This window comes from Rhodococcus kronopolitis (genome assembly GCF_042654025.1).
GTDB lineage: Bacteria > Actinomycetota > Actinomycetes > Mycobacteriales > Mycobacteriaceae > Rhodococcus_G > Rhodococcus_G kronopolitis.
On the sequence record NZ_JBHSFO010000014.1, the window covers coordinates 110,544 to 132,256 of the forward strand.

Sequence of the window (21,713 nt, forward strand, 5' to 3'; positions counted from 1 at the left end):
GCCATGGGCCCTAAGCCATGATCAACTCTGTCGTGAAAAGCCCATTGATCGTCTCCGCGAGAGCATTGTCCTAGCTGTCCCGGTCGTCCCAACCAAGGCATCGGTCCCCACGGCAACGAGCCGCTCGGTGAACGTCACAGACGTATTCTGGGCGGAACCAGTCGACGTTCGGACGCGCAACCACACCCCACCGGGAGCGTCCACGCGCCTCAGCGCCGACGGCCTGCCTACCGGTTCACCATCCGGGCGAGCTGAGGAGATTGTCCAACTGCTTGGCGCCCTTCTCACCCGCGAACGCCTCGGTGACCAGCCTGCGGACAATCGTGTTGAGTGACTCGTGCCCCACGTTCTTCTGCTCCTGGATGTACTCCAGACCGCCGTTGGCATACTCCTCGAAGATCTTGATCCGAGACCCCACCCGACCGCCATCCATGATCTCCGGATCATCGGACACGACATTCGCGGCGATCATGTTGACCAACGTGTCACTAAACGCCGGCGCCATCAGGACATCGAGCCGGATTGACTCACCGGACGTCTTGACGAACGGCACCCGCCGCCCCTGACGGAACCCCACGGCAGCAGCGAACAACAAGATGTCGCGGAAAGTGGGAAACCCCGCTTCGGCCTGCAACTCCCCCATCAACGTCGCGTACTCGTGCGGCCGGCGAGCGCGAACCTCATTCGAAACCGACGTCACTTGATCACCTTCAACTCGGAATGGTCGGACTCGTCCGACCGGATGTACGGATAAGACACTCCGTCGAGCACGATGTCCTCGGAGATACCACTCGACGCAGTGGTGTGAGCCTCGATCACACCCAAATTGCTGACATACGGCCGCAACTCCGAGACCACCTTGCCGAGACCCTGACTCTTGCTGACCAGCACCACCAACTGCGGCGCCATCTTCCTCAACGCCCGCGATACCGCCTCCTGGTAGTCCTCGTCGAGCGATCCGAACGCCGCATCCATCACGATCGGGAAGGTACCCGCGTCCGGGGCATCCGTCGCCCCAGCACGGCGTTCGGCGTGGACCTCCCGCGCCAACTTCGACACCGCAGCGACGAAACTCAAACTCAGGATCTGGTTCTCACCCGTCGACTTCGGGACCGGCAGCTCCACACCGTTGACGGTGTGGTGCAGCGTCAACTCGAACGACTCGTTGAGAGTCGGCACATACGGCTTGAAGGTGATCGCCTTGAACACCGCCTTGACCTCGGCATCGAGCCGGCGACGCATGTCGTCCTCACGGATCGCCAGGATCTCCTCGAGCGCCTTCTTCACCGACAGCACCAGATCCGACCGCGACCGTGCCTTCATGGCCAGCTCATCAGTCACCTCGGCGCGGGAACGATCCCGGGACTTCTGCTCGAGCTTATTGGCGAGCTCGTCGAGACTTGCCGTGACCGAGCCCTGCTCCCGATACTTCTCCGCGATCCGCGACTGCAGAGCGAGCACCTTCGACTCCAACTCCGCCACATCAGCGATCTCACTATTCTTGAGCTTGCCGTCCAACTCCGACTTGCGTGCCTCCAAACGCGCGACCCGATCCTCTTCATCCTCGATCCGCGTCACCAACGTCGCCAACTTGTTCTGCAGTCCAACCCTGGCCTTCGCCAAGTCGCCGACCTGACCGCGCAGCTTCTGCCACGCTGCCTCCACATCCTGCAGTGCCGCGCGATGACGCCAGTCATCCACGTGGCTGCGCGCATCGCCGCCCTCGGCGAGCGCAGTGCCACAGATGCAGATGCCGTCCTCGAGTAGCTGGTCGACGAACTCACGCTTGAGCGGTGCCGGCAACGCACCCTTCCGGTACAGCGCCTCCGCCATGCTCTCGGTCTCCTCGCCGAGGGAACCGGTGAACGCCTGGAAACCCTCCGTCGCGATCAGCAACGACTGCTCGGCGTTCGCCGCATCGCGCGCCGCACGAGCATCAGCCAACGCCCTCTCCACCGAATCCCGCTCGTTTTGGATCGGAGCCGCCTCCTGATGCCGGCGAAGCTCCTCGGTCTTCGCGGCGCGCTCCGCCTCCAGCGTCGTGAGAGCCTCGTCGATCACCGCCAGATTGCCCTGGGCCTTCACCTGGTCGTCCGCCAGCTTGTCGATCTCGTCCTGGATCGCGGCCGCAGTTTCCCCGCCGTGCTTCTTCAACTCGTCGGTGAGCTTCTTGTTCACGATCGGCAGACTTGCCATCGCCCGATCGACCTGCTTCAGATTGAGCAGTACCCGCACATCCTGCTTGACCTCGGCATACGCGCCCTTCTTCACCAGGTTCTCGATCCGTTCACCGTTGAAGAAGAAGAACCTGCTCACCCTGTCCGGAAGGATGCTCGAGATCGTCGACTGGGGAGCGTCACTCACCTTCGACGAACCATCGGGAAGCGTCGTCCACAGGTCCAGCTTCTGCGACAACGGCCCCTGCTCGTCGGACTCCTTACGCAGCGTCGCGCTACGCCGCAGCCGATAGTTCTGCCCCTCGTGGTCGAAGCACAACTCGACAGCCACCTCAACCGAGCCCCCCACAGGCACCGTGCGCCACACAATTTCGGTGACCATGCGGTGCTGTTCTTCGACATCCTCGGACAGGTCGCCGTACAGACCCCACCGGAACGCGTTCAACAGCGTGGTCTTCCCCGCACCGTTCGCGCCGAACACCAATGTGACCGGCTTGACCGCATCTGAGGTCAAATCGAATTCCTGGGTGCCCTTGAACTGACGGAAATTCGTCAGCGTGATCGAGTGCAATCTCACCGAATGATCCCCTTCACTGCCTTGAGCAGGTCATCGACAGTCGCGTTGCGGTCGCTGATGTGCAGCTTCGCCCGCTCGATCTCGAGGACCCGGAACAGGAAGTCCCGCTGCTCGTCGGTGAGCTCCTCGACCACCTGCTTCTCCGTACGCTTCACTCCGTCAGTGCCTTTCACCGTCACTCTTGTTTCTCCTCCACCTTCACTGCTACAGATGCATCAGCCCGTACCGCTCCTTGAGCGGACGAAGCACCTGCAAAGTCGTCTCGTAGTTCTCCGACAGCTCGGCAAACTCGGTCGCCCTCTCCAACTCCCGCACAAGCAACGCCCGCTCAACCGTGAAGTTCACCGGAGCATCCGCCGGCGGCACCGCCAAGTAGTCGAAGATCTCGGCCCTCTCCTTCCCTGGGGCGCGGCGAAGCAGACGACCACGCCGCTGCACGAACTGCCGCGGATTGCTGCTGCTCGCCAGCAGATACCCCACCCTCGCATCCGGAATGTCCACACCCTCGTCCAGGCAGCGCATCGCCACCAACGCCCGCAGATCGTCCCCAGACCCGAACCGCCGCAACAACGTCTTCCGCTCCACGGGCGCGGTGGTGGAAACGTAGGTGTGCGCCGTCAACCGCAACTCGTGGCCGACCAGATGCATCACCTCGTCGACCTGCCGCGGACCCGGCTCCTCACCGCGCTCCGCCGGGCGGTGTCCCTCCGCGCAATAGATCAACTGAAACCACTCGTCCCGCCGCGCCTCCAGGTCTGCTCGCAACGCCGCGACCTTTCCTGCGGCGTGCCCGAGCACACCGGCACGCTGACGCAGCAGGAACCCGAGCGGCGACTGCGGATCGGCGTCCTTCAACTCGTTGCCCGACCCGATCAGCCTGGCGATCTGCGCCGACAGATCGACATACAATCCGGTCTCCTGCGCGGTGAGTTCGACCAGCCGCGGCACGTACCGGTAGCGGGTCAGCGCCCCCATCTCGATCGCCTCACCCAACCCCAGTTTGAACACCACCGGGCCGAAATAGTCGATCAACGCGTCAGTGCCCTCGTCGTCGAACCACCGCTCCGGTGTCGCCGACAACCCCAGCCGGTACGTCCCGTTCTGCGGCAACGCCGCCCGATACGCAGGTGAACCCAGATTGTGCGCCTCGTCGGCAATCACCAACACCGGCTGGGTGATCCGCGCCAGCACCGACTGGAACCGCTCCCCGGAGAAGGAATCGTTGGTTGCCACCACGACCATCACCGGCCGCCGCCCCATCCGGACGGCAGTCAACTGATCGTCGACCTGCTGCGGCCACTTCTTGTTGGCGCCGTACACCGCCACCGGTCGCACCCCGAACGGCTCGACCTCGGGGAGCCACTGATCGACCAGATGGATCAGCGGAGCCACAATAACCACGACCAGCGGCTGCTCGTGCCGCGCCAACACTTCACCGAGCTTCGCCGCCGCGATCATCGCCGTCTTCGTCTTGCCGGTGCCGGTCGCCATCTCCAGGATCCCGCGCCCCCCACCGCCGAGCCACGCCGTCACCGCGTCCTTCTGATAGTCACGCACCGTCAGCGTGTCGGGGATCGCAAGCCGCGCAGGAACGCGAACCTCCACGCCAGCGTGCCCCGGGTCTCGCACCGGCACCTCAACCGCCGTCAATGCATCATCGACCCCGGGCAATGCGCGCCCCGGACGCTCCGAACCCAGCCGGACCAGACGCTCCCGAGCAACATCCGGGAACCGCTCGACACTCAGATTCTTAGTCCTGTTCTCCCACAACGCCTCGAACTCGTCCTCCAACCGCAACGCCCGCACCCCATCGCCTGGGACCCAGCCGCGAAACACCTCGACCGACTCGAAGTTCGCCATCAACCCGCCGCCAGTCTCGTTGCTGCTGCCGGTGAACCCGACCAGATCACCGAACCCGTCACGGAACACGCCGATCTTCTCGTGATAGATCCCGACCCGACCCGCCTGCTGCACAAACGCCAACTTGACATCGAGGCGGCCTTCGGCGATCAAACGACCCAACACGCCCAGCCCGTCGAGCACCCGATCCGGCTGCTCGACGTCGAGCTCACGCAATGTGGCGCGCTCGAGCACCGCTCGCATGTCATAGCCCCGGGCGATGTCGACGATGTCGTCCTCCGTCAGATGCGGCGACGCGATCAGCCGCATCACCCCACCCCGCTGCGCGAACACCTCAAGGCCCCGCGCATACAACGCCATACTCGTCGAAGTGAAGTAGCCGACCGCCCGACTGTACGACGACGCCACCGTGAACGACGGAACGAAGAACTCCGCAACGACATCGCCCTGATCGCTGCGATACCGATCCCGCAACACCAACGCCCGAAGCCCCCGGGCACCATCGGTCACAGCAGATCCAAGATGTCGTCGACCTTCGTACGCTCCTGCCGCTGCACCGGACCGTGCCCGGTCTCGAGGTGCTCACGACCCGCCACCAGCAGCTCGGCGACATCACCGTCACCACGCGTGCGGTACTCACCGATGATGCTCACCACCGGTGAATCCTCCGGCATCCCCAGCGCGGTCGCGAACGCTACCCGCGCCTGCTCCCGATCCTCGCCCTCCGCAGCGCCGATCAACGCCAACGCATCAGCCACCGGATCTCCCGACAATTCGCGCGCCAACTCGAACCCGAACGTCCGATCATCGCGCAGCACAAGAAACACTTCGGCGTCCGCCGCGACATCCTCCGCCAGAAGGAAGCGCCGAATCGTGCCGAACGCCGGCTGAATCCCCGTCCACGCCACCATCTGCGAACCCAACGGCGAATCCAGCTGCACCGTCTCACCCGACTGCAGCCCCAACACCGTCGCCACCGCCGCCGGCGCCACCGACCCACTGCCACGCAGATGGTCCGTGGTGATCCGCACCCGCAGTGCCCACCCATCCGGACGGCGGAACAACCGCCGCGTCCGCTCCGGCGCCTTACCCGCAGCCCGACCACCCCGACCCAACGACACAATGCGCTCGTTCGTCACGAACGGCGCTGCAGCCGCATACGCGACAACGCTGGACGCACTCACCGAGTAACGGGTCGTGATGTACTCGATGACCTCGTCGAGATGAGCGCGACCGCCGCCACGCAACACTGCATCCCGGATGATCGACCGGATATTGGTGTACTCCTCCACGCCCCACTCCGTCAGCGCCCACCGATCCCGATCGGCACGCACGAAACGCTCGTCACGGCTGAGGGCGTTGCCGAGAGACCGCGAGCTACGCTCGAACACAAACCGGTCAACGATCTCTTCCGTGGTCAGTGAGGACCCGACCAGAGACAGGATCGCTGCAGCGTAGTCGTTCACACTCGACGTCCGAATCAATGCGACGTCGCCGTCAACGATGTACCCGCAGTGCCTCAACCACTCCGCGGTCAGGTCCGGCAGCTGCTCGGGGTGACTCGACTCGATCAACTCAATCTCGTCCAGCCGCACCACGCCGTACTCATCGGCGCACTCCTGCAGCTGCGTCTGCGTCACCGCCATCGCTGCTGTCATCGTCGGAACGACACACCATCCGTCCTCGATCTCATAGGCATCGTCGAGACGATCGAGCACCCGCCAAGCAGGCTGCCTCACCGACTCGACCATCCGCCCCAGGGCGGGAATCAGCTTCACCAGATCATCGAGCGGACGAATGACACCGATGAGGTCCCGCGCAGCCTCGGCGACCGCCGCAAGCGCGCCCTCCCCGGACACAGAACTCAGCAAGGCACCCCGCGACTTGCTCTCGATCTGACGAATACGCTCGCGCGTCACGCCGTGCTCACGACCCAACTCATCGAGAGTTGCCGGATCGTCCGCAAACAACCGATCACCCAACACGTGTGCAGCTCGCGGATCAAGCAACCCGAGAGCGGCGTCGAACAAACCCGCGACGTCGCGGCCGAGTTCGACGTCGCTCAACACATCCCCCGCATTCAACGCCTCCAGACGGGCGCGTGCCTCGACGATCTCGTCCGGCGTCCCCGCAGGCACCACACCACCAACCAACCGCTGGCCCGGCAACCCCACCGTGCCGTACCACGTCGCCACCCTTTTCAAGTCTTCGACAAGCGACAACGCCCATTCGGGCACCTCCGCTGCCGCGAACGACATCCCACCCCCCAACGGGGAATCTGCCTGCGACGGAACCCAACCACCGTCCGCCACTGTCGGCGTCGCCACCGACGTCGACACATCCGCCAACGCCCGCAAGATCGCATCGACGGTCCCCACGCCGATCCCACGCCACCCCAACATGCTGTCCAACGCAACCGGCATCAGCTGCCCCGACCACCCGCAGTCCGCCCGAGTCAGCGCATTCGCAGCGCGAACCGGTAGATCCAGCCGCACCAGATCGATGTCTGCGGGCAGGCCCGGGAAAATCTGCCCGATCGTCCACCCCGTCAGCCGCTCCATCGCAAGCTCTGACACGGTCCCCAGCCGTGCCCTCCGCGTCACCAGATCGGTGTCGTCGATCGACTCGTCCCACCATGGCCTCGCGGCCACACCCGCCGCGCCAGCCAGCCACGGAAACGCATCCGCCCAACACCTCGGACGAACATCATCGAACGAAAAGTCGACCTCCTCGGTCAACACTGTGAATCAACCCCTTTCGAGTACCCGACACCTGTATATCGCCGGTATCAAACACATCCATTACGAACCCCCGAAACGGCAGGCGACACCCCCCGAACCCACTCCACAGCACCCCACACCTGCAGCCCAGCCAAACCCACGGATGTCAGATGCCACTCACGACCACACCATCGCTCTTGCCAGCCCTTTTGGTGGGTAGGTCGCGATCGCACCGTAGTGCTCGGCGACGCCGGCACACGTGGCATTGCCACTCCCTGACTCGGCATTGGCAGACCGTCGCCACGCGGTCGAACCGCCACACGTGACAGTCCACTGAGCTTGCGGTCGAGCGCCGTCTGCCCTCCGATCAAATGAACTGGGTCATCGCCCGAGCTAGAACTCCACGCCCCCGCCTCCGCGCGGGAGCTGATCAGAAGATACAACGCCATCACCGGCCTCACGGTTCCGGTCAATTCAGCGATTCGACCCAGTCGGGCAAACTACGTTCCTCGCCCGATAGGGCTCGGTGACCTCGTCCGCGCTGTCAATGGTGCACGTGAAGGCTTCGCACACAGGTCGAGCCTTCACTGCCGGATCTGGAGCTCATCGTCTGGCGCGAGACTGCGTAGCCGATCGTCCAGGCTGTCCCCGCTGGTGTCGAGCATTGCACTTGACCCATACAGCCCACTCAATTCGCGGGATGAACGGCTTGGATGCTCGCGAGCCTATGTCCGCGGACGACCTTGTCCTTCGACAACAATGTCCGCTCCCATCCTTGAAGGGTTCCAATAAGTTCCGGATTCTCGTATAGCCCGGCCCTCATCTCCGCCCTCGTCAGCCGGGCGTAGAGGTCGCGCCGCGGATCATCAACACAGACAAATTCTTCCTTGCGGTGAAGCAACGGGGGGTTGGGCGATTCTGAATAGTCACGCCAATCCACCGTCAGTTCGCGCAGATTCACCGTCACGGCCGATTCAAGTGTGGGATGCGCGTCCCGCTCGAACCGCGGATAACTCAGGAAGGACACCTGTGGCTTCACCACCGACAGCTTGATCATGTTCGCGCGTTCGATGGTGCCCGACAACACCCGCGCACACCCCTCGTACACCTGAAGCAGTGGTGGGAGTTCGGCGAGAGCGTTGCGGTGAACGTACAGGGCACTTGGTGTCTGCTTGCCGACCTTCGCGCTGCGAGCTGCAACGACGACCATCATCGGATTTCCAACTGCGACCAGCATGCGGTCGCCCTGGACGGTGGCGTCCCGGTAGGTGCCGAAGTGCGTCTTGATGTCGTTTCGCAGTGACACACCCAGTTGCGCGAACTTCGGCCGCCGCCCGAACCGAGAAAGAGCGGCATAGACAAGCAACTCCGAACGGCGCTGAACCCTGACCATCTCCCAGTACTCATCGTCCGTCACGCGGTGGATGAGATTGAGTGCGCGGCCAAGCGTTCCGAATTCCGCCCTGATCGCGGCTTCACTCGCCGCATCGAGCTCCCCGGCCTTCGGTGGACGCGCGTGCGCGGTAGCAAATCCGAACAGCGGAGCAAGCAACTCCCGGTTCGCCTCGTAGGCCGCGTGTGGGTCGATCTGTACCCGAGGTCGGTATGTGTACACGCGGTTGGCGAGGAAGTCCTGCTGGTCGTGTTCCTCCCTGAACACATAGAAGATCCCCGGGGCGGCGGCAACCGGTTTGACGCCCAGAACCTGCTCGATCCACGTCGCGAGCTCAGTCTGCTCGTAGAACTTCTGGAATGTCCCGGTCTTGGTGACCACGCCGTCAGAGATCCGTCGTCCGACGAGATTTCGGGCTTCCCACACCAACCGTCCGGACACGACGAGGACGCGTCGCGTTAGATTCCAGGCCGATCGCAGTGTCTCGGCACGCTCGGAGCGATTCTCGATAACGTTGACGACGTACCCGAGGTTCACGATCTCGGCGGGCGCCCGCTCCGCCGCGGGTCGGTGGCTGGGATCCCAGCCTGCAACCGTGTAGCCGAGTGCGCCGAGATTCCGCAGGTCGTCGCCGCGACCGCACCCGTAGTCGAAGAAGCTGCGCTCCGGCACCAGTATCTGGTCCATCAGCGCAAAGCTCATCGGTCTGGACAGCGACGTCCGGGCCATCGCAGTCCTGTGTCGTGCGATCTCACCCGTCACCGTCATCCCAGATCACTCCGTCAATGCGAGCCTGACCAGCCCCTCGATGTCCGAGGAGCGAGTATCACCGATCAAGTATCCAATCCCGCGATGCAAATGCAGGCGGAACTGATTGGCGACTGTCTCCTCGTCCAACGGCAGTCCGTCCCGATGACACCGCAAGCGCACCAGCGCCCACAGCGCATCCCCGTGGTTGCCGGCGAAGACGCGCCACGTCATTTCCACGCTGCTGTCGGTGACGAGTTTCATCGCGGGTGGAACCGTCGGCTCGGCGAGTGAGCGGCACAGGGCCCACCGGCAGAGCACGTTCCAGTGCCCGATTCCCGTGCGACGTTTGAGGGTGATCAGCTGATCGCGAGCGCCCTGCGACAATCGAATGTGTTCGAGTGGCATTGCCATCACTCCCAAAAGTATCCGGGCAGAACGGAAGTCGAGTTGGTCTTCTGGTCGAAGGACAGCCGGTATGAACGCCCGACGAACTTCTTGACGCGCGCATGGGTCGGTTCGTCGATCTCGGTGTCGGTCGACAGGAGGATGACCTGATGGCTCGCATACGGGAAGTACCGATCGACAAGGTGCTCACGGTGGGTCCCGTCAAGCCGCCCGAGCGGTGTGTCGACGACGACCGGTAGCGGTTGTCCGGATGCCCTGGCCAGTCCCCACAGGAGCGACACGGCCAACAGCTGCCGCTCGCCTGCCGACATCTGGTTGGCCATGAGGCGACTGCCGTCCCGCCCCACCAACTCGACGGTGTGCGTGTCCGGGTCGATGCTCACCGAGGCAACCAGCGATTCCTTGCGCAAGAGTCGCTGCAGGGCTTCGAGGACCAGGTCTCCGATACGGCCGAGGTACCGCCTCGTAGCCGCGGCACGGAGAGCCTCGAGGGTCACCTTCACCTTGTCGACGTGCGCGACGATTCGGAGGTCGTCGTCGATCGACAAGCTGGCGTGCGCGAGCCGATCCAACTCGCTCTCGTAACTGGCCTCGGCTTTCACACTCTCTGCACGCCTCGTTGCGAGAGTCTCCTCGACCATCGCGAGAGTCGCCTGGCTGCGGGACAAGTCCGACGATGCTGCATCCAGCTTCGAACGCAGATCGGCCAGCGACTCCGGGTCCGGCATTGCGACCAGAACCCGTTCGAGCTGATCCAGCTCCGCGCGAGTGCCGGCACGGCGATCCAACAACCCCGTCAGCCGGCGTTCAGCCCCGGGAAGGGCCGACGTCCTGAGAACGCTGATTCCAGTCGCATCGGACAGACCGGTGATGTCCGGAACCGTGCTTTCGGACGCGCGGCGGTCGCGGTCAGCCTCCATGAAGCCCTCGACGGCAGCGTAGACGTCGGAGCCCACCAGGGCGCCCTTCAGCAGCTCGAGCACGGATTCGTCGCGTTGACCGAGTGCCTGCGTCACGATCTTCTGGTGTGATGCGTTGGCCTCGGCGCGAACCTGCTGTTCGAGTTCTTGCAGTAGTCCCGCAACCTGCAGCAGGGGCGCGACATCTGCAGCCTCCTCTCGGAGGTCGTTCTCGAGCTGCAGCAGACTCGCCCGGTGAACCTCGACGGCGCTTTCGGTCGCAGCTCGTTTGTCGAGCAGTTCACCACCCGACGACCGGTACTGCTCGGCCGCCTCGAAGTGCAGCTTCTCGGCCCGCTCGAGCTCGACCCGCACAGACGCGGCCGAGGTAAGAGCCTGCTCCTCTGCCTGTCGAGCGGCAAGGGAGGCCTGCTTCCTTCCTTCCACCGTCTGCTTGAGCGAGTCGGGAATCTGGTTCACCCGGTGACGCCGCCGCAGCACCGCCAGGTCGGTTGTCAGCCGATCGACGAGGTCCAGGCCCAGCAGCGCCGACAATGCGGACCCAAGAACCTCCCGTGACTTCTGCATGTCGGCGAGTGCCTCGATCTGCTCTCCATCGAAGAAGAACAGTCCCGCGATCCCCCTGGGCAGGAAGGTCTCGACATGCTCGGTCCATGTCGAGATCAGCGCCTTGTCGATACGGCCGTCAACCTCGACCTCGAGGTGTTCACGGACAGGTCCGTCGGTCCCGCCCCACGAGCGGGTGATCCGGTAGCGATGTTCAGTGCCCTGCTGGTGCGCGCGGAATGCCAGTTCTACCGAGGAGGTTTCGTCCGCCGCGGCGCCTCTGTGGATCAGACTACGAAGGTAGTTCTCGTAGCTGCCGGTGCGGCGGCCGTTCGACTGCGCCAGCGTTCCGTAGAACGCGAGGTGGATCGCCTCGAGGAAGGTCGTCTTGCCGGCACCGTTCAACCCGCCAACCAGGATGATCGGCTTTCCCGCCGACGGCGGCGCGAGTTCAATCGTGTGCCGTCCCGAGAACGTGCCGACGTTTTGGAGCACCAGTTCGTCGAGAATCAACCTTCTACCCCAGTCTCGATTGGACGGACGTACCCGTCTGCAAGGTCGAGATCACTGACCTCGTCCGACTCTGGTGTCCTGTCCATTGCGTTCTTGCGCGTGTGCGCACGGTCCAGCGCGTCGCCCTCGTTCTCGTAGAAGCCGCGACGCAGCGCCTTGCCCAGCGAGTCGAAGAGACCAGCCCGCCGCGCCTGAGAACGGTGGCGCTGCTCGATATCGAGGAGCTCACGGACCAGTTCGAAGTGAAGTCTGTCGTCGCCGACAACTTCCTGAAGGATCTCGACGGTGTCCGGACCGAGCGGCAGGTGCTCGTCCAGCGGACGTCCCGGGTACTCCTCGCCCGTCGCGGCCGAATAGATTCCCGGAAGGTTGTCCTCGAATTCGTGCTTGTCCACCACCCAGATTCGGCGAATCTCCTCGAGCTCGGCCAGAGTGACCAGCTCGAGTCCGCTGACACTCTCGGGACCATTCTCGCGGATCCATGTCTGTGCTTCGAGAAGCCTGCGCACCCAGTTCTCGCGGGAGTCCTGGGTGTAGGGGCCCGGGATGGGGCGACCATGGAACAGCTGCACGGAGCCATTCATGCGACGGAAGTCACGGAGGTGCCGGTCGTCTGCGACATCGAGTTCGTTGCGAAGTTCAAGGAGCGGAAGCATCCACTCCTTCTCCTCGTCGTTCTGAATCATCGCGGACATCGACTTGTCCTTCTCGACGAGAGTGCAAGTCCAGCAACCGAATCTGCTGTCCCCGCAGCTCGGTGTCGTCGAGTCCACGACGAGGGGGCACTCACCGTCAGCCGATGCACCCTGATACATCGTGAGGAGGTCCTTGTTGGTGTAGCCCCACGGATTCGGACTCTGCATCAGGTAGGTCCACACGTCGTCGTTCGACCAGTTCTCGACCGGGGAATAGACGAGGCAGTTGGGCAGCGAGTCGTTAGGGCTCAGCATGTCGCGAACTCGACGGGACTCGAGCTCCTTCATTCGATGGGAGCGCCCCGAGCTCTCGGCCTTTCGGGTGCCCAGCACGAGGATGGCTTCGCCATGGGATTTGACCATGTTGGTGATGAAGGTGTTGGACGGCTTGATCTTGAGTCGCTCTGTGCACCAACGGAACTTCGGGCGCGGCGCAGGATAGCCACGTCCGGCCAGGTTGACCCAGAAGGTGTCGGCGACCGCAGGCGTCAACCGGTGAGGCGCAATGGGGAGTCCCTGTGCGGTAGCAGCCGCACCCATGGTGTCCAAGGAGTGCGTGACCCACGCGGCGACAACCGGGTTCTCGACCAGCGTGTCCGTGCTGATGACGTGAACCTGCTTCGTGCGCTGGTCTGGTTCGAGCGCCGCGAGCGCCTGCCAGACAAGCTGCAGGACGGCGGTCGAGTCCTTGCCACCGGAATAGCCAACCACCCAAGGGATGCCGTCGGCGAGGTAGAGGGCCTGTGTCTGCGCGATCAGTTCGTCCAATGCCCCGGACAGGCCCAGATCGTCGAAGGCCGATCGCGGCCGGATAGGCAGGTTGCGGGTCATGATTCTCCTCGCGTGAACGCATCCTCGGCACGCTGTTCGTCAGCTGGAAGCGGCAGGCCGAGTTTCTGCCGTATCAGTGCGGTGGTGAGCAGGAGATTTCCGGCGCTCTTGGAAACGCGGCCACCGGACATTGCCCGGCCCTCCCATAGTGTCGAATTCGAGCGGTGCCAGTCGATGTCCGCGAGCGGCTTGAGTGTCCGCACCCAGCCCCGCTTGTCGCGGCTCTGCTGAAGAACGCTGTTGCCGACCTTCCCCAACGAGTGGAGCACGATGCCGTGACTGTGAATGAAGTCTCGCCGAACCTCGCCGGCACTGACCTCACGCGCCCGAACCTGTGACCATTCAGGGATGTATCGGGCGACCGTATCCCAGTAAGCGCGCGCAAGATCGACTCGTTTGTCGAACGGTTCCTCCTCGAATCCCTCGAGCAACGCACGGTTGGCGCTGTACAACGCGGATAGCGTGAAGAGCTTCCGTGAGCGCGCGGCGAGGTTGCTCGATTCGGTCTCGGTCAGGTCGTTGTAGAAGTCGGATGTGAACACGACTACGCGGGTGATGGCCGACATCTCGTCCCGGTGGTCGTACAAGACGCTGATCGACTTGGCCGGTCGAATCGCATAACGATTGAGGTCGGCAAACATCTGCTGGCACCGTTTGAGTCCGACATCGAGGAACATCACGATGGCGATCGTCTCGTCGCCGAGCTCGGGATTGTCGCCGAGTGCCTGTTGAATTGCCGCTCGGCGATGCTGGCCGTCGTTGATGACAAATTTTGCGGACATCGGGATGGTCAGAGTCCCCACCCGGTCGTTCGGTCCACCACCACCAAATGCTTCGAAGACGACATCTGCATCGACCGATGCAGTGAGTGCAGAGAATACGTAGCTGTCAGGGTTCTCCACCACATAGCGGGCGATCTCCGGGATCCGGGCCTTGTTCAGAGTCCGCTGCGCCCGCATCTCCGGTACGAGCTCCTCGTCATCGAACAGGAACAGTCGTGGGATCAGCCGGAGCGGACACATCGTGACGAAGTACTCGCGTCCCGCCTGGATGCCACGGATGGCCGGGAAAACGTACTCGAATCCCGTGCTTCGAGACTTGGTGCTCACAGAGTCCATCGCAATCTCGCCCTCACCACACAGTCGACCGGTCCACCTGTACGGAACTATACATCCGAACAACCTGGATGTTGAAACGAACACAACAGGAAGAGTCACGTACAGTACGTGCATGACGATAGCTCCTGGCACCGACAGCTTCGATCAGACGGCGTCACACGGGGATAGCCGCCCCGTCTACCTCGATTGCAACGCGACGACGCCCATCGAACCGGCAGTACTACGCGAGGTTGTTGAGTTCCTGCAAGGGGACTTCGGCAACGCCGGAAGCCGCACCCACGCCTACGGTCAGCGAGCCAAGGAACGCGTCAACCGCGCGCGCGAGGAAGTCGCAGCAGTTGTCGGAGCCAAGCCCGACGAGGTGATCTTCACGAGCGGAGCAACCGAGAGTAACAACCTCGCGATCCTCGGACTCGAGGAGATCGGCCGGAATACTGGCCGTCGCCACATCATCACCACACAGATCGAGCACAAGGCCGTACTGGAGCCAGTCGAACGACTACGCGACCGCGGGTTCGACGTAACACTGCTACCCCCGAACCGCGGCGGGTGGGTTGAACCACAGTCCGTGGCCGACGCCCTTCGACCTGACACACTCTTGGTGTCGGTCATGGCCGCAAACAACGAAACCGGCGTGATTCAACCGATCGGCGCCATCGCAGATGCCTTGGAATCGCATGACACGTACCTTCACGTCGATGCGGCGCAAGCATTCGGCAAGCTTCTCGACGAACTGCGCAACTCCCGGATCGACATGATGAGCGTGTCCGGCCACAAGCTCTATGCACCCAAAGGCATAGGTGCGCTCATCCTTCGCCGGCGCGGGTATCGCCGCATTCCTCTGACCCCGCTGACAATTGGCGGCGGACAGGAGCGTGGGCTACGTTCTGGAACTCTACCGGTGGCGCTGATTGCCGGTCTCGCAACCTCGGCCACAATTGCCGTCAGGCATCACGATTCACGTACCGCACATTGCATCAAACTCCGTGACCGACTCATCACGGCGCTGGAACCACTCAACGCCTCATTCAACGGAGACTTGGATCGAACCATGCCGCACACGTTGAACTTCTCCGTACCTGGGGTCGATTCCGAAGCCGCGATTGTTGCACTCAAAGACTTGGTCGCGATATCAAACGGATCAGCATGCACGTCGCAGAGCTATGACCCAAGCCACGTACTGGTGGCGATGAACCTTCCGGACGAACGCATACACGGCGCGCTACGGTTCTCGTGGAGCCACCTTACGGAGGAGCCCGACTGGATGCAGGTGGCGAGCCGGCTCCAACTGATCCAGCATTCCTGACATCCGAACTCCGACGGCGGCGACAGTCCGTCCACTGATGACACAGCCCCAGCCGAACGGCCGACATGGCAGCGCCGCTTCCACACCATGGCCCCGCAGCGGGATAGAGTGCACCTTTTCGTCTTCATTCGCTACCGCTGGAGCGTGCAAGTGAACCGTCTTACAGGCGGTTCACTTGTTCAGTCCCAGACATCACGAGTTCAGTCCCACCAAAGCATGCCTGGCGACGACAATGCACACCCTTGTCGGATACACCGGATACAGTGCGCTTCTTGAAGTACCGACCGCGAAACGACGGAGACGAGCAGTGAGCTACACCGTGCCTGCACTCAAGGGGCAAATGGGATCAACCGAGTACTTTCAGGCAACAGTTCCTGCCCGTGAACTCGCGGCGGTCGCGAAGCTTGCAGTCGAGCTGCCCCAGTGGACGACGTGGTCGGTGTTCGAGCGGTTCCAGCGTGAACTCGCGACCAAGCGGGTGGAGAAGGAGATCGTTCCCTACCTCGCGCAGGCGCGGGACAGGTTCTTCAATGCCCTCATCGTCCTCGTCTACGAACCTCGCACCTTCACGTTCGAAACGGTGGGAAGCAACGTGTCCGGTCTGCCGGGCACGTACCGAAAAGTGGCGGACAAGATGGGGTTCCTCACTGTCGACGGCGGAGACCTCGTTGTCCTCGACGGCCAGCACCGCCTGTCGGCGCTGCGCGCGGTCACCACCAATGACGGTTCGATCAAGGGTGAATACGCCGACGCAGTCGCCGAAGACGAACTGTGCGTGATATTTATCCCGCACGAGTCGTTCGAGAAGACCCGTCGGATCTTCAACAAGGTGAACCGGTATGCAAAGCCGACCAGCCCGTCCGACAACATCATCACCAGCGAGGACGACGGTTCCGCGATCATCACCCGGTGGCTCGTCGAACCCACACCTCCCGAAGGTGCCGGAGATCGGCTTCCACCGCTGTCAGCCTTGGATCCGTACGACGAACCGATCGTGGAATGGCGTCGAACAACCCTCAAGCCCAACGATACGAAGTTCACCACCTTGTCCGCGGTGTATCAGATGACGCAGGTCATTCTCGATGCCAACGGAATGCACGGATTCACCGAGAAGCACATGGTGAATCGTCCCTCGGACGATCAACTCCTCAAGGCGTATCGGATCACGTCCGAGTGGTGGTACGTACTGCTGGACAAGATTCGACCGTTCCGTGACAGCATGCAAGACCCCGCGCTCCTCCCCGACTACCGCGCATACCAGAGCCGGCATTCGTTGCTGTTTCGCCCGGTCGGTCAGATCATGCTGATGCATGCCCTGACCGAAGCGACGAGCAGAGGACTGTCACTCGCCGACGCTACCGGCCTTGTCAGCCGAAAGAACTGGTCGGCAAGCAACCCTCTCTTCACCGGCACGATCGTGTACGCAAACGGCCACATGTCGACCAACGAAACCGCTATCCGCCTCGCTGGCCGGCTCGGCACCTATCACATCGCCCCCGGGATTCTCACCGAACGTGAGATCGACTCGTTGACGCACGACCTCGCGGTGGCAAAGGGGCAGCCCGGATTCCGGCTGCCCCGCCCGAGGTGACACACCCGGCGGGCAGCGGTCAATGCCCTCCCGATGTGGGGAGGTGCGGGCCGACGTACCCGACGTAGAGGCGTTGCGTGGGTCCCCCCGAGTCGTCGTACAGGTGCACGCGCGGGGCAGCCAATGCGCGGTCGATCTTCAGATGCGCCTCCATGTAATACTGTCCGTCCGAGCTGACTTCATGTGGCACCCGGAAGGTCCTCACTCGCCGCATGTCACGATCGTTAGACGTCGACTCGCTCTCCTTTGCGGCGTAGTCGCACGACAGGGGAAACACGGCTTCGGGTGGGTCACTCTGGTAACTGTGCAGGCTCCCGCGATACCCCATCTCGACTTTCGCTCTCACGTAGTCGTTCAGCGCTTTGAGCGCTCCCCAGATCTTCGTGGCCCACAGTCCATGCCGGGGGTGTCGGTCCAAGTCGATCGCAGGATCGTCCAGACACGAGACGACCAGGTACTTCAGATCGTCACGCGCCGCGAGCACGGCATCGAAACACGTGTCAGGAGACCATGTTTCATCGGTACCGTCGTCCACAACGTACCCGCTCACATCGCGTTGAGCACGCTCGAGGTACTTGTTCCGAGCCTGCGCGGAGTGCAGTTCCCTCAGCGCAGCATCTTGTTCAGCCAATGCAATCTCGAGGTCCAGCTCCAGAGCACGCAGGCGCTGCTCCAGGTCGCTTGCACGCCTGGATTCTTCCTCCAGCAATTCCTCTGCAGCCGTGACATCCCCGCCGTCGGCATGCCCTCGAAGTTTCAGGAGCGACGAGGTCCGCAGCTTCTCGAGCCACATCGGTCTCGGTGCAGCGAGCTGATGACGCAAGACGAGCCGGCGTGCCCCCCTCGGCTGACGCCGCAGAGAGAACGCCCCGACCACCTCGATATCGACGCGGCCAGCGGCAGTTGACCGCGCAAGGCTCACGACAGAGCCGTCTCGGACGTCACCTCCGATACCGAGACCACCACAAAGGAGGCTTTCAGCCCGCTCCCTCGTCACCCTGAACGCGATCGCATGTCCGCCCAGTCCGACGGCAACCTGACTCAACCTGTCCGAAACGCTGGCATTGTCCGATACCAAGACGATCACGCCAGGACTCAAATCCCCATCCAGCACTGCCCGTAGATCTGTCGATCCCCACTCCGCCGGCATCTCGTTGACCTCGAGCCGGTTGAACCCGCGGTACGTGTCTCCGGCAGCCCTGATCAGTCCCGCCAGTAGACCTTCCGCCTCGACAGACAGATCCTGGTTGGCGTGACCCTCACCGGCGTCGAGGCGCTCCTCCTCCAAGAGCAGCACGACCCCGGCATCACCGCGTGCAATCGCCGCGGTGCGGGAAATCCTTGCCTCGTGGTCCACCACGGCAAGGTGACACGAGTACTCACCGAGTCCCTGCGACGCGGACGCCCACTCGACACTCAACCGCCCGGAATCCTGGGAGACCAGACTGACCGAGTACGTCTTCTCCATCCAGTCGCCGAGAAACGACTCGACCGCCCCGGAATCGCCGCGCCATTCGACCGCGGTCGCTACACGGATCGGCCCCCCACCCGACGTCATAGCGACAGCGGCTCAGGAAGATCCACGGGGCGCTCATTCTCCTCGAGGGTGTCGATATCCGAGTAGGGGTCCTTGCCTCGCGCCTTGTTCCAATCCTCGTACAGCGTCTGGGTGAACTCCTCGGTCACATAGTCCGGAAGGATCATGTAACAGACGAGGCGACCCGCGAGCTCGAATGCCTCCCTCCTCGCCACCATGCGCCCATCGGCGCGGACGATGGTGTCGCGCCAGATGCACGAAGGCGTGGCGGAAAAGTCGACCCGATCGACCCGCTCCAGAAGAGTCTTGAGACTGACCTCCCCCTTCGAATACGTCATGGCTCTCGTGAGTCCCTTCACCAATGCCATCTGCCCGACCGGCCGCAGAAGCAGAGTGTGACTGTGCTCGTTGTCGAACCGGGTCGACGGAATCGAAGCGGGGTCACTCAACGCAGTCGTGAATGCTTGGAGCGTCAAGATTTGCTCCCACCAATCCGACACGACGTCGTACGCACGATTGAGCGTGTTGTCGTCGGGAGCGACAGGGTTCTCCTTCTCGGAGAACCCGGCGAAACCATTATTGATGGATAGAACATCCTGGACTGTCTCGTACACTGCGCTGATCGTCGTGAGCTTCTCCGACTTCTGCTTCAGTGTGGTCATCCCCCATTCGACCAGGTCATGCGACCGTTCCTCGCTCTGCCGTGCCGCCAGCGGCGCCTCGATACTCGAGTCCAGCAGTCGGCGGGTCACAAGCGCGTAGCCGTCGTCCTCGCTGGTGATGATGTTGTCGCTGCGCCCTGTTGGCTTCGCATGTCGATTGACCTTATTGAAGATGCGACGCGTCTTCTCCGCACTCTCCTCCTCGAGGACGAGAACGCAGACCTGATCGTCACCAACCTGGGACCAATACGGTCCGAGCTCAGGCCCACCGGTGATGACCTCCCGGAACGCCACCAACCGATGCTGGCCGTCCAATGCAATCAATTCACCGCTGGTGAATGTCAGGAAGCCGATGTCCCCGGCCTGGCTGCGGTATGCGGCAGAGAGGCCCTCGACGATGTCACCCAGCGACTCGAACTCGATTCCGCCCGGCTTCGCCAACACGATGAACGACCCGAAAAACCGATCGGGGTGCTGCGCCAAGTACGGCACGATCGTCTTCATCACGCGCCCCTTGTTGACCTCACGCTGGATTCGCTCGTCGATCGACGCCGATGCCCAGGCATCCGTCTCGCGCGCAGGGCGCACACTGTTCGTCAGCTCACGCGCGGTCATCGTGACTTCGTAATAGGTCGTGGATCCCATGCGACCACGGAGACAGGGACGAGTGATAGCCATGGACGCACTGTACAGTCCGGTTTCGCACCCCTATGTCAGCCCACGAGAGGACAAGCTGCCGATGACGGAGCTGCGGGCATGGCAGACCGACGCACTCGCTCGATGGCACGCCAACGGCCGCCGGGGGATCATCGCCGCCGCCACGGGAACCGGCAAGACACGCATGGCCATCGAAGCGATTCGCCTCGCACTGGACGACGGCGCACGAGCTGTGGTCGTCGTACCCACCCGGGTCCTTCAACAGCAGTGGATCCGCGCCCTTCGTACGGCCGGCATCGTCGGTCGCAGACTCGGAACCATCGGCGGCACCTCACCCGATCCGAATCCTGACCACCTGATCCTCGTCGCCGTCATCGACTCAGCTCGAAACGGTGTCGGATCACTGTTCCGCCACTGGACCTCGAGCGGCCGTCCGACATTGCTGGTCGTCGACGAGTGCCACTGGTCAGGCAGCGCGCACAACCGTGGAGTCTTCGACGGCGACCCGGCATGGAGACTCGGTTTGTCTGCCACACCCGAACGTGGAGACGACGGATTCGACGACGTTCTCGTGCCGATGCTCGGCGAGGTCGTCTATCGGTACTCAATGCGCAACGCGATGGACGACGGTGTTCTCAGCGACCTCCGCCTGTCGAATCTGTTGATCGATCTGCCGCAGCTCGAGCAAAGCGAGTACGACCGCATCGAAGCACAGATCACCGCCTCAGCGGCAACGCTGACACGGCAGCACCCCGAACTCTTCACCTCCGCCGACTGGACAGCGCATATCGCGCAGGCAGCGTCGACCATTCCAGCGGCGAAACGACTGAATAGCCTTGTCGTCGAACGCCGCCGACTCCTGGCGAACAACAACGGGCGATTGCGGGCAATGGAGTACCTGCTCGACCTCGGCGTGCTCACGTCACGACGTACGATTCTGTTCAACGAGACAATCAACCAAGCTGAGCACGTCGCACAGAAGGTCCGAGAGCTGGGGATCAAAGTCTCCATCGACCATTCTCGATTGAACTCGCGTGAGCGGGATCAAAACCAGGAAGCATTCCGCGCAGGGGCAACCGACGCGATGGTTGCAGTACGAACCGCCGACGAGGGACTCGACATCCCCGACGCCGACCAAGCCATCATCGTCTCCGGAACGATGAACCCGAGACAGCGTATCCAACGACTCGGGCGAGTGGTCAGACTCGGGGGCACTCCGCCGCGCGCGATCTCACTGCTCGCACGAGGCACGCTCGAAGAGTCGGTAATCGCCGGACGCGACCGCGAACTGCTCGGCCTCGATCGCGTGATCATCAAACCGCTCAGCGCATTCCGGGACGATTCGGTGGACTTCCTGTTCAGCGTATAGACCCACCGGGTCATCGAGGGCACCCACGCGCGATGCGAACCCTGGGCACAGCGGGCTTCCCGTCGCTTAGCTTGTGAGCATGCGGA

General features: G+C 62.9%; 15 protein-coding genes. 3 read left to right on the top strand and 12 right to left on the bottom strand.

Annotated elements, in window-relative coordinates:
* Positions 1 to 235: 235 nt before the first annotated feature.
* The 10 genes from ACFO6S_RS19205 to dndB form a co-directional block, all read right to left on the bottom strand.
* A complete protein-coding gene (locus ACFO6S_RS19205; protein ID WP_378419570.1) occupies positions 236 to 700 on the bottom strand; it encodes a hypothetical protein in 465 nt (154 codons plus the stop codon).
* Positions 697 to 2,754, bottom strand: coding sequence for an AAA family ATPase (locus ACFO6S_RS19210; RefSeq protein ID WP_378419571.1), 2,058 nt, complete (start codon positions 2,752 to 2,754; stop codon positions 697 to 699). Before ACFO6S_RS19210 ends, ACFO6S_RS19205 begins: the two co-directional genes overlap by 4 nt.
* Positions 2,751 to 2,909 carry a hypothetical protein gene (locus ACFO6S_RS19215; protein WP_378419572.1) on the bottom strand — a complete coding sequence of 53 codons (159 nt, stop codon included), beginning with the start codon at positions 2,907 to 2,909 and terminating at the stop codon, positions 2,751 to 2,753. Before ACFO6S_RS19215 ends, ACFO6S_RS19210 begins: the two co-directional genes overlap by 4 nt.
* A gap of 49 nt (positions 2,910 to 2,958) precedes the next feature.
* A complete protein-coding gene (locus ACFO6S_RS19220; protein ID WP_378419573.1) occupies positions 2,959 to 5,124 on the bottom strand; it encodes a DEAD/DEAH box helicase family protein in 2,166 nt (721 codons plus the stop codon).
* The gene (locus ACFO6S_RS19225) at positions 5,121 to 7,352 is read right to left on the bottom strand and encodes a sigma factor-like helix-turn-helix DNA-binding protein (protein WP_378419574.1); all 2,232 of its coding nucleotides are present in this window, start codon (positions 7,350 to 7,352) and stop codon (positions 5,121 to 5,123) included. The genes ACFO6S_RS19220 and ACFO6S_RS19225 overlap by 4 nt, the downstream gene beginning before the upstream one ends.
* A 670-nt stretch (positions 7,353 to 8,022) precedes the next feature.
* Positions 8,023 to 9,495, bottom strand: a complete 1,473-nt coding sequence (locus tag ACFO6S_RS19230) for a DNA phosphorothioation-associated putative methyltransferase (protein ID WP_378419575.1) — start codon at positions 9,493 to 9,495, stop codon at positions 8,023 to 8,025.
* 6 nt (positions 9,496 to 9,501) lie between these two features.
* Positions 9,502 to 9,888 carry a DNA sulfur modification protein DndE gene (gene dndE, locus ACFO6S_RS19235; protein ID WP_378419576.1) on the bottom strand — a complete coding sequence of 129 codons (387 nt, stop codon included), beginning with the start codon at positions 9,886 to 9,888 and terminating at the stop codon, positions 9,502 to 9,504.
* A complete protein-coding gene (gene dndD, locus ACFO6S_RS19240; protein WP_378419577.1) occupies positions 9,888 to 11,861 on the bottom strand; it encodes a DNA sulfur modification protein DndD in 1,974 nt (657 codons plus the stop codon). Before dndD ends, dndE begins: the two co-directional genes overlap by 1 nt.
* Positions 11,858 to 13,387: a DNA phosphorothioation system sulfurtransferase DndC gene (gene dndC / locus ACFO6S_RS19245; RefSeq protein WP_378419578.1), complete on the bottom strand. Its 1,530-nt coding sequence runs from the start codon at positions 13,385 to 13,387 to the stop codon at positions 11,858 to 11,860. Before dndC ends, dndD begins: the two co-directional genes overlap by 4 nt.
* Positions 13,384 to 14,496 carry a DNA sulfur modification protein DndB gene (gene dndB, locus ACFO6S_RS19250; protein WP_378419579.1) on the bottom strand — a complete coding sequence of 371 codons (1,113 nt, stop codon included), beginning with the start codon at positions 14,494 to 14,496 and terminating at the stop codon, positions 13,384 to 13,386. The genes dndC and dndB overlap by 4 nt, the downstream gene beginning before the upstream one ends.
* A 121-nt stretch (positions 14,497 to 14,617) precedes the next feature.
* On the opposite strand from dndB, the gene dndA reads away from it, so the two are divergent.
* Entirely contained in the window at positions 14,618 to 15,811 is a 1,194-nt protein-coding gene (gene dndA, locus ACFO6S_RS19255; protein WP_378419580.1) for a cysteine desulfurase DndA, read from the top strand.
* 307 nt (positions 15,812 to 16,118) lie between these two features.
* Complete coding sequence (locus ACFO6S_RS19260) at positions 16,119 to 17,402, top strand: DNA sulfur modification protein DndB (protein ID WP_378419581.1); 1,284 nt, start codon at positions 16,119 to 16,121, stop codon at positions 17,400 to 17,402.
* Positions 17,403 to 17,421: 19 nt separating this feature from the next.
* Here ACFO6S_RS19260 and ACFO6S_RS19265 read toward each other — a convergent pair whose 3' ends face one another.
* Positions 17,422 to 18,870 carry a sensor histidine kinase family protein gene (locus tag ACFO6S_RS19265; protein WP_378419582.1) on the bottom strand — a complete coding sequence of 483 codons (1,449 nt, stop codon included), beginning with the start codon at positions 18,868 to 18,870 and terminating at the stop codon, positions 17,422 to 17,424.
* Between the two features lie 86 nt (positions 18,871 to 18,956).
* The gene (locus tag ACFO6S_RS19270) at positions 18,957 to 20,279 is read right to left on the bottom strand and encodes a DGQHR domain-containing protein (protein WP_378419583.1); all 1,323 of its coding nucleotides are present in this window, start codon (positions 20,277 to 20,279) and stop codon (positions 18,957 to 18,959) included.
* On the opposite strand from ACFO6S_RS19270, the gene ACFO6S_RS19275 reads away from it, so the two are divergent.
* Entirely contained in the window at positions 20,278 to 21,627 is a 1,350-nt protein-coding gene (locus tag ACFO6S_RS19275) for a DEAD/DEAH box helicase (protein WP_378419584.1), read from the top strand. The two genes, ACFO6S_RS19270 and ACFO6S_RS19275, sit on opposite strands and share 2 nt — an antisense overlap.
* Positions 21,628 to 21,713 lie beyond the last annotated feature (86 nt).